Origin of the sequence: Microbacterium pumilum (assembly GCF_039530225.1) — a bacterium.
Classification (GTDB): domain Bacteria; phylum Actinomycetota; class Actinomycetes; order Actinomycetales; family Microbacteriaceae; genus Microbacterium; species Microbacterium pumilum.
Genome location: NZ_BAAAOH010000001.1, coordinates 2,770,157 through 2,785,425 on the forward strand (window position 1 = coordinate 2,770,157; position 15,269 = coordinate 2,785,425).

The 15,269-nt window shown below is 68.6% G+C and carries 14 protein-coding genes; 4 read left to right on the forward strand and 10 right to left on the reverse strand.

Annotated features, from left to right (window positions below; genetic code table 11):
* Positions 1 to 10: 10 nt before the first annotated feature.
* On the reverse strand, positions 11 to 1,303 hold the full coding sequence (locus tag ABD188_RS12345) for a replication-associated recombination protein A (protein WP_344067077.1): 1,293 nt from the start codon (positions 1,301 to 1,303) through the stop codon (positions 11 to 13).
* Positions 1,304 to 1,527: 224 nt separating this feature from the next.
* On the opposite strand from ABD188_RS12345, the gene ABD188_RS12350 reads away from it, so the two are divergent.
* The 3 genes from ABD188_RS12350 (at position 1,528) to ABD188_RS12360 (ending at position 4,285) form a co-directional block, all read left to right on the forward strand.
* Positions 1,528 to 1,818 carry a dioxygenase gene (locus ABD188_RS12350; RefSeq protein WP_344062577.1) on the forward strand — a complete coding sequence of 97 codons (291 nt, stop codon included), beginning with the start codon at positions 1,528 to 1,530 and terminating at the stop codon, positions 1,816 to 1,818.
* A gap of 99 nt (positions 1,819 to 1,917) precedes the next feature.
* Positions 1,918 to 3,636, forward strand: a complete 1,719-nt coding sequence (locus ABD188_RS12355; RefSeq protein WP_425561347.1) for a DUF349 domain-containing protein — start codon at positions 1,918 to 1,920, stop codon at positions 3,634 to 3,636.
* Positions 3,637 to 3,727: 91 nt separating this feature from the next.
* The gene (locus tag ABD188_RS12360; protein ID WP_344062579.1) at positions 3,728 to 4,285 is read left to right on the forward strand and encodes a type IV toxin-antitoxin system AbiEi family antitoxin; all 558 of its coding nucleotides are present in this window, start codon (positions 3,728 to 3,730) and stop codon (positions 4,283 to 4,285) included.
* Here the strand turns inward: ABD188_RS12360 and ABD188_RS12365 are convergent.
* From ABD188_RS12365 to ABD188_RS12400, 8 genes are all read right to left on the reverse strand, one after another.
* Positions 4,264 to 6,513: a RelA/SpoT family protein gene (locus tag ABD188_RS12365; RefSeq protein WP_344062582.1), complete on the reverse strand. Its 2,250-nt coding sequence runs from the start codon at positions 6,511 to 6,513 to the stop codon at positions 4,264 to 4,266. The genes ABD188_RS12360 and ABD188_RS12365 overlap by 22 nt on opposite strands.
* Positions 6,514 to 6,589: 76 nt before the next feature.
* Positions 6,590 to 7,582 (reverse strand): protein translocase subunit SecF, encoded by a 993-nt coding sequence (gene secF, locus ABD188_RS12370; RefSeq protein WP_344062584.1) that lies wholly within the window; start codon positions 7,580 to 7,582, stop codon positions 6,590 to 6,592.
* Entirely contained in the window at positions 7,582 to 9,315 is a 1,734-nt protein-coding gene (secD, locus tag ABD188_RS12375; protein WP_344062587.1) for a protein translocase subunit SecD, read from the reverse strand. Before secD ends, secF begins: the two co-directional genes overlap by 1 nt.
* A 40-nt stretch (positions 9,316 to 9,355) precedes the next feature.
* Positions 9,356 to 9,790, reverse strand: a complete 435-nt coding sequence (locus ABD188_RS12380; protein ID WP_344062590.1) for a preprotein translocase subunit YajC — start codon at positions 9,788 to 9,790, stop codon at positions 9,356 to 9,358.
* Positions 9,791 to 9,875: 85 nt separating this feature from the next.
* On the reverse strand, positions 9,876 to 10,919 hold the full coding sequence (gene ruvB, locus ABD188_RS12385) for a Holliday junction branch migration DNA helicase RuvB (protein WP_344062593.1): 1,044 nt from the start codon (positions 10,917 to 10,919) through the stop codon (positions 9,876 to 9,878).
* Positions 10,912 to 11,532, reverse strand: a complete 621-nt coding sequence (gene ruvA / locus ABD188_RS12390; protein WP_344062596.1) for a Holliday junction branch migration protein RuvA — start codon at positions 11,530 to 11,532, stop codon at positions 10,912 to 10,914. Before ruvA ends, ruvB begins: the two co-directional genes overlap by 8 nt.
* 45 nt (positions 11,533 to 11,577) lie before the next feature.
* Positions 11,578 to 12,153, reverse strand: coding sequence for a crossover junction endodeoxyribonuclease RuvC (gene ruvC, locus ABD188_RS12395; RefSeq protein WP_344062599.1), 576 nt, complete (start codon positions 12,151 to 12,153; stop codon positions 11,578 to 11,580).
* Positions 12,154 to 12,217: 64 nt separating this feature from the next.
* Entirely contained in the window at positions 12,218 to 12,979 is a 762-nt protein-coding gene (locus tag ABD188_RS12400) for a YebC/PmpR family DNA-binding transcriptional regulator (RefSeq protein ID WP_344062602.1), read from the reverse strand.
* A gap of 154 nt (positions 12,980 to 13,133) precedes the next feature.
* Between ABD188_RS12400 and ABD188_RS12405 the strand changes: the two genes are divergently transcribed.
* Positions 13,134 to 14,501, forward strand: a complete 1,368-nt coding sequence (locus tag ABD188_RS12405; RefSeq protein WP_344062605.1) for a pyridoxal phosphate-dependent decarboxylase family protein — start codon at positions 13,134 to 13,136, stop codon at positions 14,499 to 14,501.
* 24 nt (positions 14,502 to 14,525) lie between these two features.
* On the opposite strand, the gene ABD188_RS12410 is transcribed toward ABD188_RS12405, so the two are convergent.
* A complete protein-coding gene (locus ABD188_RS12410) occupies positions 14,526 to 15,212 on the reverse strand; it encodes a hemerythrin domain-containing protein (RefSeq protein WP_344062608.1) in 687 nt (228 codons plus the stop codon).
* Positions 15,213 to 15,269: the final 57 nt, after the last annotated feature.

The window sequence follows — 15,269 nt, forward strand, 5'->3', positions numbered from 1 at the left end:
AGCGGATCGGTCAGTCGCCGTCGAGGATACGACGGATCTTCTCGAGTCGCGCCTGCACTTCGCGCTCCTGGCCGTGGTTGGTCGGTGCGTAGTAGCGACGACCCCGCAGCTCATCGGGTAGGTGCTGCTGGGCGACGACCCCGATGTCGGAGTCATGCGGATAGATGTAGCCCTTCCCGTGGCCGAGTCGCTTCGCCCCCGGGTAGTGCGCATCGCGCAGCGGTGCGGGGACTCGACCGAAGCCCCCGGCGCGCACATCCGCGACCGCGGCGTCGAGCGCCAGGTAGGCGGCGTTGGACTTGGCCGTCGTCGCGAGGTACACGGTGGCCTCTGCGAGCGGGATGCGGCCCTCGGGCATGCCGATGAGCTGCACGGCGTCCGCCGCCGCGACCGCGATCACCAGCGCCTGGGGGTCGGCCAGCCCGATGTCTTCGGCTGCCGAGATGATCAGGCGGCGCGCGATGAACCGCGGATCTTCCCCCGCCTCGATCATGCGAGCGAGGTAGTGGATGGATGCATCGACATCGGAGCCGCGGATCGACTTGATGAACGCGCTGATCACGTCGTAGTGCTCGTCGCCCTGCCTGTCGTACCGCAGCAGCGCACGGTCGACCGCGAGTGCGACGTGCTCGGGAGTGATCTGGGGCCTCACGACCTCGTCGGAGCCGCCGTCATCCGCAGGGGGCTCTGCGAGGGATGCCGCGGCCTCCAGCGCCGTGAGCGCTCGACGGGCGTCTCCGGACGCGAGCCGGACCAGGGCGTCGCGCGCGTCATCCCGCAGCACGATCTTCGCCGCGAGTCCTCGGGCGTCCTCGACGGCTCTATCGATCAGCATCCGCAGGTCGTCATTGGTCAGTGGGCGAAGGGTCAGCAGCAGCGAACGTGACAGGAGGGGCGAGATGACGGAGAACGACGGGTTCTCCGTCGTCGCCGCGATGAGGACGACCCACCCGTTCTCGACACCGGGCAGCAGCGCATCCTGCTGTGCCTTTGTGAAGCGATGGATCTCATCGAGGAACAGGATCGTGGACTGCCCATAGAGGTCGCGCTGCGTGAGTGCCTCCTGCATCACTTCGCGCACATCGCGAACGCCCGCGCTGACCGCAGACAGCTCGACGAACCGACGCCCCGACGAGCGCGCGATCGCCTGTGCGAGCGTGGTCTTGCCGGTACCAGGGGGTCCCCAGAGGATGACGGATGTGGCCGTCGCGCTCGCATCGGGGTTCGCAAGGGTCACGAGGGGTGATCCTGGCCGGAGCAGATGACCCTGGCCGGCGACCTCGTCGAGCGAAGTCGGACGCATCCGCACCGCGAGAGGCGTCTGCCCCTGGAAGAGCGCGGTCGGCGGGCCGACACTCCCAGGGGCTCCACGCGACGCGCCGGGGGCGCGTGGGGAGGGAGCGGGGACGGTCATCGGTCCAGGCTAGTCGGGGCCCGCGACCACCAGCCCCGCGGTTTGGACGCAGCTCCGGGCGGCACGTAGGATCAACGCGGCCCGGCCGCTGACCGGGAGGTGAAGGAGATCCCGTGGCGACCGGTGGCAAGGATCGCGCGACGCGCGAGCGGACGCGTGTGTATCAGGCACGCCAGCAGTTCCGCGACGGCCAGATCCGGCGCCGCACGCGCGACAACCTGATCGCGGGAATCGCCGGGGGGCTGCTGATCCTCGGCGTCGTCGCCGCACAGACCGCCTACTTCGTCGCCGGCCCTGGCGCGCCCGAACCCACCCCCACCTCCACGCCGACACCGACCACGACGCCGACGCCGACGGGCACCGTGACGCCCACACCCTCGGTCACTCCGACCCCGACGCCCTGACCGTCGAGCTGGGAGCCCCGGGAGAGCAGGCTCCGCCGTACTAGGCTTGGGAGCCGTCCATCCCCCACAGGCGGCCCATGCCGCAATGAGGTGCATCCCGTGACTGCCGCAGCAGATCTCACTCCCGAGTCCACCGTTGACGAGCCCGCCGAGGCGGAGACCGCCGTCGACCCGACAGCCCCCGCCGCAGACCGCGTCGAGGTGGTCGAGGCCGCATCATCCGACGACACCGAGACTGTCGGCGCAGAGGCCGATGATCAGCCTGCTGATCTGATCGAGTCGGATGCGGGCGAGCCCACCGTCGCACCGGTCGATGCCGAGGTGCCGACTGCAGAGGAGCCGCTCGAGGCGGACCCCGTCGAGGAGGACTCGCCTGTCGAGGAGTCCGTCGCTGAGGAGCCGGCCGCTGAGGAGCCGGCCGCTGAGGAGCCCGTTGCCGAGGAACCGGCCACTGAGGATTCCGTCGCGGACGAGTCCGCACCCGCCCAGCCCGCCGTACCTGGTCCCGTCGTACCCGGCCCGACCCTCCCCCGTCCCGCGCCGCGTCCCGTCGCCCCGCAGGCGGCGGCCGCCCCGGCCGCACCGAGCAGCTCAGGTGAGCCCTGGGGACGCGTCGACGACGACGGCACCGTCTCGGTGCGCGAGGGTGACAGCTGGCGCGTCGTCGGGCAGTATCCCGACGGATCCAGCGAAGAGGCGCTCGCGTACTACGAGCGCAAGTACGCCGATCTCGCGAGCGAGGTCGGACTCCTCGAAGTTCGGCACCACCGCGGTGGTGCGTCCGCGGCGGACCTGCGGAGCGCCGCACGGGCCGTGAACGCGAAGCTCGACGGCGCGGCCGCCGTCGGCGATCTGGCAAGTCTCGTCGCCCGCGTCGCTGCCCTCACGGAGTCGCTGACCGCGGCATCCGAGACCGAAGCGGCGGCCGCACGCGAAGCCGTCGACGAAGCCGTGCGCACCCGCACCCAGTTGGTCGAGAAGGTCGAGGCCATCGCCGCTCGTGACCCGCGCACCGTGCAATGGAAGCAGGCGTCGGCAGATGTCTCAGCACTGTTCGACCAGTGGCAGTCCGATCAGCAGAACGGGCCTCGCCTGCCGAAGTCGGTGGCGCAGCAGCTCTGGAAGCGGTTCCGGGATGCGCGTGCCACGTTCGACAAGCACCGCCGCGAGTTCTATGCCGAGCTCGACGAGGCACACAAGGGCGTACGCGACCGCAAGACGCGTCTCGTCGAGAAGGCAGAGGCGCTCGCGCCGAAGGGCGAGGACGGGATCCCCGCGTATCGCGAGCTGCTCGACGAGTGGAAGACTGCCGGCCGCGCCGGCAAGAAGGTCGACGACGCGCTGTGGGCACGGTTCAAGGCTGCCGGCGACGCGTTGTATTCGGCGCGGATCGAGCGGGAGTCGGCGGATGCCGAGGCCTCGCGCGAGAAGATCGAGGCGAAGCGGGCACTCATCGAGGAGGCACGCTCGGTCGCGGATGAGCGCAACATCGTGAAGGCGCGGACGACGCTCACCGGCATCCAGCGTCGTTGGGACGAGATCGGGCGCATCTTCCCGCGCGAATCGGAGCGGGCGCTCGACGATGACCTGCGCAAGATCGAACAGAGCCTGCGCACGCGCGAAGAAGCCGACTGGAAGCGCAACAACCCCGAGACCAAAGCCCGTGCCAACGACATGACGCGTCAGCTCACCGACGCCATCGAGAAGCTCGAGGACGAACTCGCCGCAGCCCAGAAGTCGGGCGACAAGGCTGCGATCGCCAAGGCTGCCGAGGCGCTGGACGCACGGCGCTCGTGGCTGAAAGCGCTCGGCGGCTGACGCTCCGCCACACGGGCTGTGGCAAGGGCGGTTTGTCCACAGCCCCCGCTCAGGACGCTCGCGCGGGGTCGGCGTGGGACACACTGCCCTTATGGCCTCACCGTTCCTGTACTTCGTCGACGATCGGCTCTCGCAGGCCGAGCTGTCGGCTGCATGCCTCGACGGCGACCTCGTCGGGCTCGGTGACGCCTACATCCCGGCCGATGCCGTCGAGACGAGCGCACTCCGCGCCGGATCGCTGGCCGGCATCCTCGGCGACACCCTTGCGGCGACCCATCTGACGGCCGCCTGGATCCACGGCGTGCTGCCCGCGCAGCCTCCGCGGCACACCGTGCAGCGCGCGGTCGCGCGCCGGCTGCATCGCATTCCCGACCGGCGCCTGGTCTACCGCGACCTCAGCGTCGATCCGGCTGACCTCGTGCGCATCGGCGGAGTCTGGGTCACGACGCCGGCCCGCACGCTTGCCGACCTGTCACGGGTCGACGACCCGGAACATGCGCGGGCTGTCGTGCTGTTCGGCGTGAACGATCCGGGTTCGGTGGATCGGGCCATCGAGTGGCTCACGGCGCATCCGAGGCTCCCCCACAAGCGCGCCGGGCTTCGCGTTCTTCGCCGCTGTGCGCTCGATCAGGATGTCGTGACGCGGTAGACGTCGTACACCGCGTCGATGCGCCGGACGGCGTTGAGCACTCGATCGAGGTGCACGATGTCGCCCATCTCGAACACGAACCTGCTGAGTGCGAGCCGGTCGTTCGTCGTCGAGACCGTCGCCGAGAGGATGTTGACGTGATGCTCACTCAGCACGCGGGTCACGTCGCTGAGCAGGCCCGAGCGATCGAGCGCTTCGACCTGGATGTGCACGAGGAAGATGCTCTTCGTGGTGGGCGCCCACTCGACGTCGATGAGTCGTTCCGGGTCGGACTGCAGCGACTTGACGTTCGTGCAGTCGGCGCGATGCACCGAGACGCCGCTCCCCCGGGTGACGAAGCCGACGATCGGGTCGCCGGGCACCGGCGTGCAGCATTTCGCGAGCTTGACGAGGATGTCGGGCGCCCCGCGTACCAGGATGCCGGAGTCGCCGTTGCGCGACTGCCGCGCACGGCCGACGGCAGGAAGATCGATGGGGCCCGTTGTCGTGTCGTTCGAACCGACGAGCGCAGTCACCTTCTCGATGACCGACTGCGTCGAGACGTGGCCCTCGCCGACCGCGGCATAGAGCGCCGTGACGTCTTCGTACCGCAGCTGCTGGGCGACCTCGGTGAACGAGTCCTGACTCATCAGACGCTGCAGCGGCAGGTTCTGCCGGCGCATCGCTCGCGCGATCGCCTCTTTACCCTGCTCGACCGCTTCTTCGCGACGCTCTTTTGTGAACCAGCCGCGGATCTTGCTGCGCGCCCGGGTGCTCTTGACGAACCCGAGCCAGTCCTGGCTGGGTCCGGCATCCGGATTCTTCGATGTGAAGACCTCGACGACGTCGCCGCTCTTGAGCTCGGATTCGAGCGGCACCAGCCGGCCGTTCACCTTCGCGCCCATGGTCCGGTGCCCGACCTCGGTGTGCACCGCGTAAGCGAAGTCGACGGGCGTGGCGCCCGCCGGAAGTCCGACGACCCGGCCCTTCGGGGTGAAGACGTAGACCTCCTTCGCGCCGATCTCGAACCGCAGCGAGTCGAGGAACTCGCCCGGATCGGCGGTCTCCGCCTGCCAGTCCGAGATGTGCGCGAGCCACGCCATGTCGGTGTCGGAGCTCTTCGGGTCGATCTTGCCGCCCGCCATGCGCTCCTTGTACTTCCAGTGCGCCGCGACGCCGTACTCGGCCTGCTGGTGCATCTCGTTGGTGCGGATCTGTATTTCGACCGTGCGTCCGCCAGGGCCGATCACGGTGGTGTGGAGCGACTGATAGAGGTTGAACTTGGGCGTCGCGATGTAGTCCTTGAACCGCCCGGGCAGCGGCGTCCACCGCGCGTGGATCGCGCCGAGCACGGCGTAGCAGTCGCGGACGCTGCCCACGAGGATCCGGATGCCGATCAGGTCGTAGATGTCGTCGAACTCGCGACCGCGCACGACCATCTTCTGATACACGGAGTACAGCTGCTTGGGCCGGCCCAGAACGCGCCCGCGGATGCGCAGATCGCGCAGGTCGCCGTCGACGGCCTCGATGACCTTGTGCACGTACTGCTCGCGCTGCGGCGTCCGCTGCTTGACCAGGCTCTCGATCTCGACGTAGAGCTTCGGGTGCAGCACCGCGAACGACAGGTCCTCGAGCTCGGACTTGATCGTCTGGATGCCGAGCCGGTGTGCGAGGGGAGCGTAGATCTCCAGCGTCTCGGTGGCCTTCTTCTGCGCCTTCTCGGGCGGGACGAAGCCCCACGTGCGGGCGTTGTGCAGTCGGTCGGCGAGCTTGATCAGCAGCACGCGGATGTCGCGCGACATCGCGACGATCATCTTGCGAACGGTCTCGGCCTGTGCGCTCTCGCCGTACTTGACCTTGTCGAGCTTGGTGACTCCATCCACCAGCATCGCGACCTCGTCGCCGAACTCGGCGGTCAGCGATTCGAGGCTGTAATCGGTGTCCTCGACCGTGTCGTGCAGCAACGCCGCGGCGATCGCGCGGGGTCCGAGCCCCAGGTCCGCGAGGATCTGGGCCACCGCCAGAGGATGCGTGATGTACGGCTCGCCGCTTCGCCGCTCCTGACCCCGGTGTGCCTGTTCGGCGACGGCGTATGCCCGCTCGATGATCGACAGATCGCCCTTGGGATGGTGCGTCCGCACGGTGCGCAGCAGCTGCTCGACGTCATCGCGTCGCGCCGATCGTGAGAAGATCCGAGGCACGAGCCGCCGCAGTGACGAAGTCTGTGCGGGAGGGACGGTCTCGGTCATCCGATCCCCTCCCCTCCGCTGGACCTCACAATCCTACGCCGCGTGAGAGGTGCCCTTCGCCGGGCCGGCGTGCCGGTCAGGCGGGTGTGCCCGCCAGCGCGCGAGCGGCAAGCACTCGCTGGTCGCGCGCCTTGATCGGGGGCTCGTTTTCGCGCAGCAGCGAGTACAGCGGCGCGGCCACGAAGATCGTCGAGTATGCCGCGACGATCGTTCCGACGAAGATCGCCAGCGAAAGGTCTGTCAGCGTCTGCGCGCCGACCCAGATCACGCCGATGAACAGGATCGCTCCGGTCGGCAGGACGGCCACGATCGTCGTGTTGATCGACCGGATCAGCGTCTGATTGACCGCGAGGTTCACCGAACCGCCGAACGTGCGACCCGACACTTCGCCGTCCTCGCTCGTATTCTCCCGGATCTTGTCGAACACGACGGTCGTGTCGTACAGCGCGTACGACAGGATCGTCAGGAATCCGATGACCGCGGCCGGTGAGATCTCGAACCCGAACAGCGCGTACACGCCGATCGTGATCACCAGCACGTCGATCAGGCCGATGATCGCGGAGACCGACATCTTCCAGGTGCGGAAGTACAGCGCCAGGATGAGGAAGGTCAGTGCGAGGAAGATCGCGAGTCCCCACAGCGACTGCCGCGTCACGTCGGCTCCCCAGCTGGGGCCGATGAACGACGCGCTCACCTGGTCGGTGGGAACGTTGTATGCCTCGGCGAGCGCGGCAGAGACCTCGCGGGTCTCGGCATCCGTCATCTGGGTCGTCTGCACGCGGACGGTGTCGGTGCCGACAGTCACGACCTTGGTCGTCGAATCAGGGACGACGGACTGGACGGCATCGGTCGCGATGGTCTGGTCGGTCGTCTCGACGCCGCTCACCGTGAACTGCGAGCCACCGGTGAACTCGATCGAGAACTGGATCGGACGGAAGAGCGGCACCAGCGCCGAGCCGATCACGAGGATCGCGGCGATCAGGAACCACAGGCGACGACGGCCCACGAAGGGGAACGAGGTCTTGCCGGTGTAGAGGTCGTTGCCGAGCTGGCTCATGGAGCGTGCCATCAGTCGTCTCCCTCCTTGGCGGTCGTGCCGGGTTTGGACTTGTCCGTCGTCGCGCCGGCGAGCTCCGCCTGCTTGCGCTCTGCGATCGTCTGACGGCGAACCGCCTCACCGCGGGACTTGCCCGTACGGCGGCCCGCGGCGGTGGTCGTCTGCGCTACGGGCGCGCGGAACTGCGCACGACCGCGGTAGACGGCGCCGAGGGCGACGGGATCGAGGCCGGACAGCGGATGCCCGGAGCCGAAGAACTTGGTGCGCGCGAGCAGCTGGAGCACCGGGTGGGTGAACAGGATGAAGATCAGCACGTCGATGGCCGTCGTGAGTCCGAGGGTGAACGCGAAGCCCTTCACGGTCGCATCCGCGAGGATGTAGAGCACCACCGCCGCGAGGATGTTGATCGACTTCGAGATGTAGATCGTCCGCTTGGCGCGACCCCAGCCGTCCTCGACGGCGCTCGTGATCGACTTGCCGTCGCGGAGCTCGTCTCGTATTCGCTCGAAGTACACGATGAACGAGTCCGCCGTGAAGCCGATGGTGACGATGAGGCCCGCGACGCCGGCGAGCGACAGGCGGAAGCCCATGCGCCACGCGAGTATGCAGAGCGTGAGGTAGGTGAGCACCGCCATCACGATGAGCGACGCGATGATGATGAAGCCGAGCGCGCGATAGACGATGAGCGAGTAGAGCGCGACGAGTGCCAGACCGATGAGGCCGGCGATCACGCCGATCGCGAGCTGCTGCGACCCGAGCGTGGCTGAGATCGAGTTGGAGCTCTCGACGGTGAAGCTCAGCGGCAGCGCGCCGTACTTGAGCTGGTCTGCGAGCGTCTTCGAGCTCTCCTGCGTGAAGCTGCCCGTGATGCTGGGGTCTCCGCCGAGGATGATCGCGTTCATGGAGGGCGCCGAGAGCACCGAGCCGTCGAGCACGAAGGCGAACTGGTTGCGCGGCGAGTCGGCGCCGTACAGGCGCTGGCTGATCTCGCCGAAGGTCTTGGTGCCCTCGTCGTCGAAGCGGAGGTTGACCGCCCACTGGCCGCTGTTCTGCTCGAGGCCGAAGGATGCGTCGTCGATGGACGAACCGTCGAGCTCGACCGGGCCGAGGATGTACTTCGCGGTGCCGTTCACGTCACACGTGACGAGCGGCTCGTTGGTCGGCTCGGCGGCCGGGTTGTTGTCGGGGTTCGCGCAGTCGTACGCGAGGAACTCGGCCTGCAGTGCGGGCGTGATCCATGCAAGGTCGCTGCCGTCCGTCGGCGTTGCCGTCGGCGTCGCGACGAGCGTCGGATCGGGCGTCGGGTAGGGAGTCTCCTTGCCGTCCTCACCCACGAACGAGGTGGCCGGAGCGGCGGTGAAGAGCACCGCGCGCAGCTGGAGCTGCGCGGAGGCCTCGATGCGGTTGCGGGTCTCTTCGTCTGCCTGACCCGGGATCTGCACGACGATCTGGTTGCCTGACTGCGTCGTCACGTCGGCCTCGCCGACACCCGACGCATCGACGCGCTGGCGGATGATCGTGACGGCCTGATCCATCTGCTCGGTCGTCGGCGGCACACCGTCTTCGGTCTGCGCCTCGAGGATGATCTGCGTACCGCCCTGGAGGTCGAGGGCGAGCGAAGGAGCCCACGAACTCTGCTGGAAGACGTAGACGCCCAGGGCGTTGATGCCGGCCAGGAGGGCCGTGATCACGAGGAGGCCGGTCAGCGCGCGCCAGGCATGCCGGACGGGGGTGGATGTCGCCACGAAAGGTCAGCTTTCTGAGGGTGCCGAGCAGGCAGGAAGGTCAGGCCTGCGGCTTCGAACCGGACTCGGGCTCGGGGTCGGTGGTGTCGCTCACGATCTGACGGCTGTCTTCCGCGACATCCTCGACGTAACCCTCTTCGGTCGCCTCGTCGTCGGCGAGATCGTCTTCGGTGAAGGTGTCTTCGGTCGGGGTCACGACGCGGAGGATGGCCCCGCTGTGCACCTTGATCTCGACACCGGGCGCCAGCTCGACGATGGCGGGCTGGTCGAGGTTGTCGGGGTCGTACGAGACGATCGTCCCGTAGAGCCCGCCCTGCAGGAGCACCTCGGCGCCGGGCACCGTCTGACGTGCCTTCGCCTCCTGCTCGAGCTTCTGCTTCGCCGTGCGACGACGCGAGCTCCAGAACATGAAGACCAGAAGTACGACGAGGAGAAGGATCAGGCCGTAGTTCTGGAAGAACGTCGCAATGTCCATGGCGGCGGGGCACCTTTCGGGTGAGGCACGCGCCACGACGGCGGCACTGCCTTGCAGGAGGGGGTTCGGCGAAAGCCTTCAGCGATTATAGGTCATCGAATCTGAGCGCCGACTCGACGCGTGGCACGCCGAGGTGGGCGTACGCCTCGGGTGTGGCGATCCGACCGCGCGGCGTTCGTCCCATGAACCCTATGCGCACGAGATACGGCTCGACGACCGATTCGATCGTCTCGGGCTCCTCGCCCACCGCGACCGCCAGTGTGCCGAGACCCACCGGTCCACCTCGGAATCGGCGCACGAGCATGTCGAGCACGGCCCGGTCGAGGCGGTCGAGCCCGATCGAGTCGACGTCGTAGAGGCTGAGTGCGGCATCCACGGTCTCGGCATCCGCTTCCGCCGCTCCCGACCCGCTCGACGGGCCGTGCACGACGAGATAGTCCCTGACGCGGCGGAGCAGTCGGTTGGCGATGCGTGGTGTGCCGCGGGATCGGCGAGCGATCTCGGCTCGCGGCTCCGCGGGAACGCTCACGCCGAGCATCGCGGCGGAGCGCTTGAGCACGCGCTCGAGCTCTTCCGGCTCGTAGTACTCGAGGTGCGCCGTGAATCCGAAGCGATCTCGAAGCGGGTTCGGCAGAAGACCGGAACGGGTCGTCGCACCCACGAGGGTGAAGGGTGCGAGATCGAGCGGGATGCTGGTCGCCCCGGCGCCCTTCCCGACCATGATGTCGATGCGGAAGTCCTCCATCGCGAGGTACAGCATCTCCTCCGCGGCGCGGGCCATGCGATGGACCTCGTCGATGAACAGCACCTCGCCCGGCGTCAGACTCGACAACAGGGCGGCGAGATCTCCGGCGTGCTGGATCGCGGGTCCGCTCGACAGACGGAGCGGCCGGTTGCTCTCATGGGCGACGATCATCGCGAGGGTCGTCTTGCCCAGTCCTGGCGGGCCCGAGAGCAGGATGTGGTCGGCAGGACGCTGCTGGATGCGCGCGGCATCCAGCAGCAGCTGCAGCTGTCCCCGCACCTTCTGCTGTCCGACGAACTCCGCGAGCGAGGTGGGTCGCAGGGCGCCCTCGATCGCGAGTTCGGTCTCATCGACGGGCTTGGCCGTCTCGCGCAGCTCATCCACTGACGGACTCCTTGCGCGCCGGGCCGAGCGCTGCCAGCGTCAGGCGCAGCAGGGCAGGTACCGAGGCGCGATCGGCGTCGCCGGCGTCCGCGGCGACCGACTCCAGTGCCTCCGTGGCGGTGCGTTCCGACCAGCCCAGCCCGACCAGTGCCTGGACGACCTGCACCGAGACCATCGGCGTCGAGACGCGGCTGGATGATGCGCCGGACGATGGAGCCTGGATCTTGCCGGCGAGCTGGACCACGATCAGCTTGGCTGTCTTCGGCCCGATCCCCGATACGCGACGGAACGGCGCGTCGTCGTCGGCCGTGACGGCATCGGCGATCTGCGAGACCGTGAGCGTCGAAAGGACGCCGAGTGCCGATTTGGGTCCGACGCCGGTGACCCCGAGCAGCTGGGTGAAGACCTGCAGCTCATCGCGGGACTCGAAGCCGAACAGCGACAGCGCGTCCTCACGCACGATGAGGCTGGTGTGCAGCGTCACGGAGTCGCCGACGTGCGTCGCCCTGGCGACCTGCGAGGTCACGGCGACGGCGAGTCCGACTCCGCCCACCTCGACCACCACCGAGTCCACGTCGACATGCACGGCGGTGCCGCGGACTGAAGAGATCATGCTGGGAGCCTACGGTCCGTTCGCAGGTTTGTTCGAGCGACACGCTCACCGTCGCGCGAGCCGCTCCGCATCCGCCCACGCGCGCTGGGCGGGCGTCAGGGGACCGGATGCCGCCGCCACCGGACCGCCGCGCCAGGCGTGGCACAGCGCGAGCGCGAGAGCATCGGCGGCGTCGGCCGGCTTCGGGACCTCATCCAGGCGCAGGATGCGGGCGACCATCGCCTGGACCTGCCGCTTGTCGGCCGCGCCGTAACCGGTGATCGCCGCTTTGATCTCGGTCGGCGTGTGGGTCGCGGCCGGAAGCCCGCGCTCGCCCGCCACGAGCAGCGCGATGCCGCTCGCCTGCGCCGTGCCCATGACGGTCTGGCGGTTGTGCTGCGCGAAGACGCGCTCCACGGCGACGACCGCCGGACCGTGATCATCGATGACCGCGCGAAGGCCCGCCGCGATCGAAGCCAGCCGGCGCTCGATCGGGTCGCCGTGGTCGGACCGCAGCACGCCGACGTACACGAGCGTCGCAGAACGGTCGGGGGCCACATCCACCACCCCGACGCCGCACCGGGTCAGTCCGGGGTCGATCCCGAGCACTCGGAGCGCACCGCGTGCAGGTTTGGAAGGCACTCCCCCAGGCTAGGTGCGGGCGCGCGGCTGGACGCCGAGGCGCGCCCGGCCCCGGCGGCGAGGGCTACTCGTCGTCGTCCTCGAGTTCGGCCTGCACCTCGGGCGTGAGGTCGAAGTTGCTGTAGACGTTCTGAACGTCGTCGCTGTCTTCGAGCGCGTCGATGAGCCGGAACACCTTGCGGGCGGTGTCGGCATCGACCTCGACCTTGAGCGAGGGAACGAACTCGACGTCGGCGGATTCGTAGTCGATGTCGGCCGCTTGCAATGCCGAGCGCACCTTGACGAGGTCGGATGCCTCGGTGATCACCTCGAAGCCCTGCGCGTGCGGCTCGATCTCCTCGGCGCCGGCCTCGAGGACCGCCAGCATCACGTCGTCTTCGCTGGTGCCTTCGCCGCCGACGACGATCACGCCCTTGCGGGAGAAGTTGTACGCCACGCTGCCGGGATCCGCCATGGTGCCGCCGTTGCGGGTCATGAGCGTGCGCACCTCTGCGGCGGCGCGGTTCTTGTTGTCGGTCAGACACTCGATGAGCAGTGCGACGCCGTGCGGCCCATAGCCCTCGTACATGATCGTCGTGTACTCGATGGACTCGCCGGTGAGGCCCGCGCCGCGCTTGATCGCGCGATCGATGTTGTCATTGGGCACCGACGTCTTCTTGGCCTTCTGAACGGCGTCCTGCAGCGTCGGGTTGCCGGCCATGTCGGCGCCGCCCATCTTGGCTGCGACTTCGATGTTCTTGATGAGCTTGGCGAACGACTTGGCTCGGCGGCCGTCGATGACGGCTTTCTTGTGCTTGGTGGTGGCCCACTTGGAATGACCGGACATCGGCACTGCCTCCTCGGTAGATCACTTCCATTTTACGGGAGTTCAGCACGTCGCCCGGTCTATGCGGGCGCCGGCCGGCGGCTGGTCCGCTCGCATCGGCCGCTCGAACGCACCGTCCTTGTCCGCCCTGTGCGTCGATGCCACACTGAGCCGCATGGATGAGCGCGCCAGAGCGCTCGATGCTGCGCACCGAGCTGCCACCGACTTTCTCGCCAGCCTCCCCGATCGCCCGGTCTGGCCGCGCGCGACGCTCGACGAGATGGTGGGCGTCTTCGGCGGCGCGGTGCCCGATCAGGGGATGGACGCCGAGGCGGTCGTGGCCGAACTGGCTGCGAAGGCGGATCCGGGCCTCGTGGCGATCCCCGGTGGCCGGTTCTACGGCTTCGTGATCGGCGGCACCCTCCCGGCCGCCCTCGCCGTGGACTGGCTGGTCTCGGCCTGGGACCAGAACTCCGGGTCGAGCCTCGTGACGCCGACCACCGTCGCGCTCGAGCGCATCGCCGGTGACTGGATCCTCGAACTGCTGGGGCTTCCGGCATCCGCATCGGTGGGATTCGTCACGGGCGCCCAGGTCTCGAACTTCACCTGTCTCGCGGTCGCACGGCGGGCGACGCTCGCACGCCTCGGATGGAACCTGAACGAGCGCGGCGCCCGTGGCGCGCCCGAGGTGCGGCTGGTGGTCGGGGAGCACCGGCACGGCTCCATCGACCGCGCGGGGCGATTCCTCGGCTTGGGCAGCGATGACCTCGACACGGTCGCGGCCGACGGCGCAGGGCGGATGAAGCCGGAGGCGCTCGAGGGCGCGCTCGCCGGCATCCAGCCCGGCCACGCCATCGTCTGCCTGCAGGCCGGAGAGGTTCACACCGGCGCTTTCGACCCGTTCGCGGAGCTCATCCCGCTGGCGCGCGCGCACGGTGCATGGGTGCACGTCGACGGCGCGTTCGGGCTGTGGGCCGCGGCATCCCCCGCCCTTCGCCCGCTCATGGCGGGCGCCGAAGAAGCGGACTCGTGGACCACCGACGCCCACAAGACGCTCAACGTCCCCTACGACTGCGGGATGGCGATCGTTCGCGATCCCGCGGATTCGATCGCGATGTTCCGCACCGGTGGCGACTACCTCGTGTACACGGGGCTGGACCCGTGGGATATCAGCCCGGAGCTGTCGAGGCGGGCACGCGGGGTGCCCGTCTGGGCCGCGCTGCGCAGCCTCGGCCGGAGCGGCGTCGTCGAGCTGGTCGACCGCCTGCACGCGAACGCCGCCGCGATGGCGGCGGGCCTCGCCGACATCCCGGGCGTCACCGTCGTGAACGAGGTGCCGTATACGCAGGTGATGTTCCGGCTCGATGACGACGACGCGACGCGAACGCTCGGCGCCGACATCCTCGAGGAGGGGACGGCGGTCGTCACCGGCGCCGAGTGGGATGGTCACGCGGTGCTGCGCTGCTCGATGTCATCGTGGGTGACGTCGCCGGACGACATCGAGCGCACCCTCGCCGCGATACGCCGGCTCGTCGCGGCCTAGACCTCGTCCGGAGGACGTGGCCGCTCAGCGGGTGGGTCTCAGGTCGTGCATGATCCGCGCGTACTGACGACGCCCGACGAGCGCGTAGAGCACCTTGATCGGCAGCGGGACCTCCTTCTCCAGCTCCGCCCGCTCCGCGGGTGACATGACCTCGAGGATCAAGCCGTAGAACATGAAGATCTGGGAGCGGTGGTAGGTCTTCTGCACGACCTCGCCCATCTCCTCCCACTCGGTCGCGGTGATGACCTCTTCGATCACCGGGACGATGTGCTCCTCCTCAGCGTTCAGGTGCGCGCCGAGAACGCGAGCGATGTCGTCCAGCTTGTCGCCCAGCGCCGTGGCGGTGTCGGGGCCGGGAGCCCTGCGCCATGCCTCGATGAGTTGGGGCGCGTCGTCGAGCAGGTGGGCGACATCCGCATGATCGCGCTTCATCGCGGCCACATGGAGCGCGCACGCCGGCCGACGCCCCTCGAGGGTGTCCCAGAGATAGTCGTCCTCGAACCGGTGGTGATGATGAAGCGCGTCGTTGATGAGGGCGACGTTCTTCGCGATCGAGTCGATCCGGCGTCGATCATCGGCATCGGCATGCCGCACCGCGTCGGGGGCGAGCGCGTAGAGCCGCCGGAAGCTCTGATGTGCCAGCACGAGATCGTTCGCATCGCAGAGCTTCGCGGGCGGCTGATCGCCGGTGGCGGGCATCGGAACGCTCATCGAGTCTCCTCGTCGTCGATGGAGTGCGGATGCCGCGCAGGCTACAGCCGGCCGGAT

Coding starts and splice junctions, on each gene's coding strand:
- ABD188_RS12345 (WP_344067077.1), bottom strand. CDS start 1,303: ATGCGTCCGACTTCGCTCGACGAGGTCGCCGGCCAGGGTCATCTGCTC.
- ABD188_RS12360 (WP_344062579.1), top strand. CDS start 3,728: ATGGCCTCACCGTTCCTGTACTTCGTCGACGATCGGCTCTCGCAGGCC.
- ABD188_RS12365 (WP_344062582.1), bottom strand. CDS start 6,513: ATGACCGAGACCGTCCCTCCCGCACAGACTTCGTCACTGCGGCGGCTC.
- secF (WP_344062584.1), bottom strand. CDS start 7,582: ATGGCACGCTCCATGAGCCAGCTCGGCAACGACCTCTACACCGGCAAG.
- ABD188_RS12380 (WP_344062590.1), bottom strand. CDS start 9,790: ATGGACATTGCGACGTTCTTCCAGAACTACGGCCTGATCCTTCTCCTC.
- ruvA (WP_344062596.1), bottom strand. CDS start 11,532: ATGATCTCTTCAGTCCGCGGCACCGCCGTGCATGTCGACGTGGACTCG.
- ABD188_RS12400 (WP_344062602.1), bottom strand. CDS start 12,979: ATGTCCGGTCATTCCAAGTGGGCCACCACCAAGCACAAGAAAGCCGTC.
- ABD188_RS12405 (WP_344062605.1), top strand. CDS start 13,134: ATGGATGAGCGCGCCAGAGCGCTCGATGCTGCGCACCGAGCTGCCACC.
- ABD188_RS12410 (WP_344062608.1), bottom strand. CDS start 15,212: ATGAGCGTTCCGATGCCCGCCACCGGCGATCAGCCGCCCGCGAAGCTC.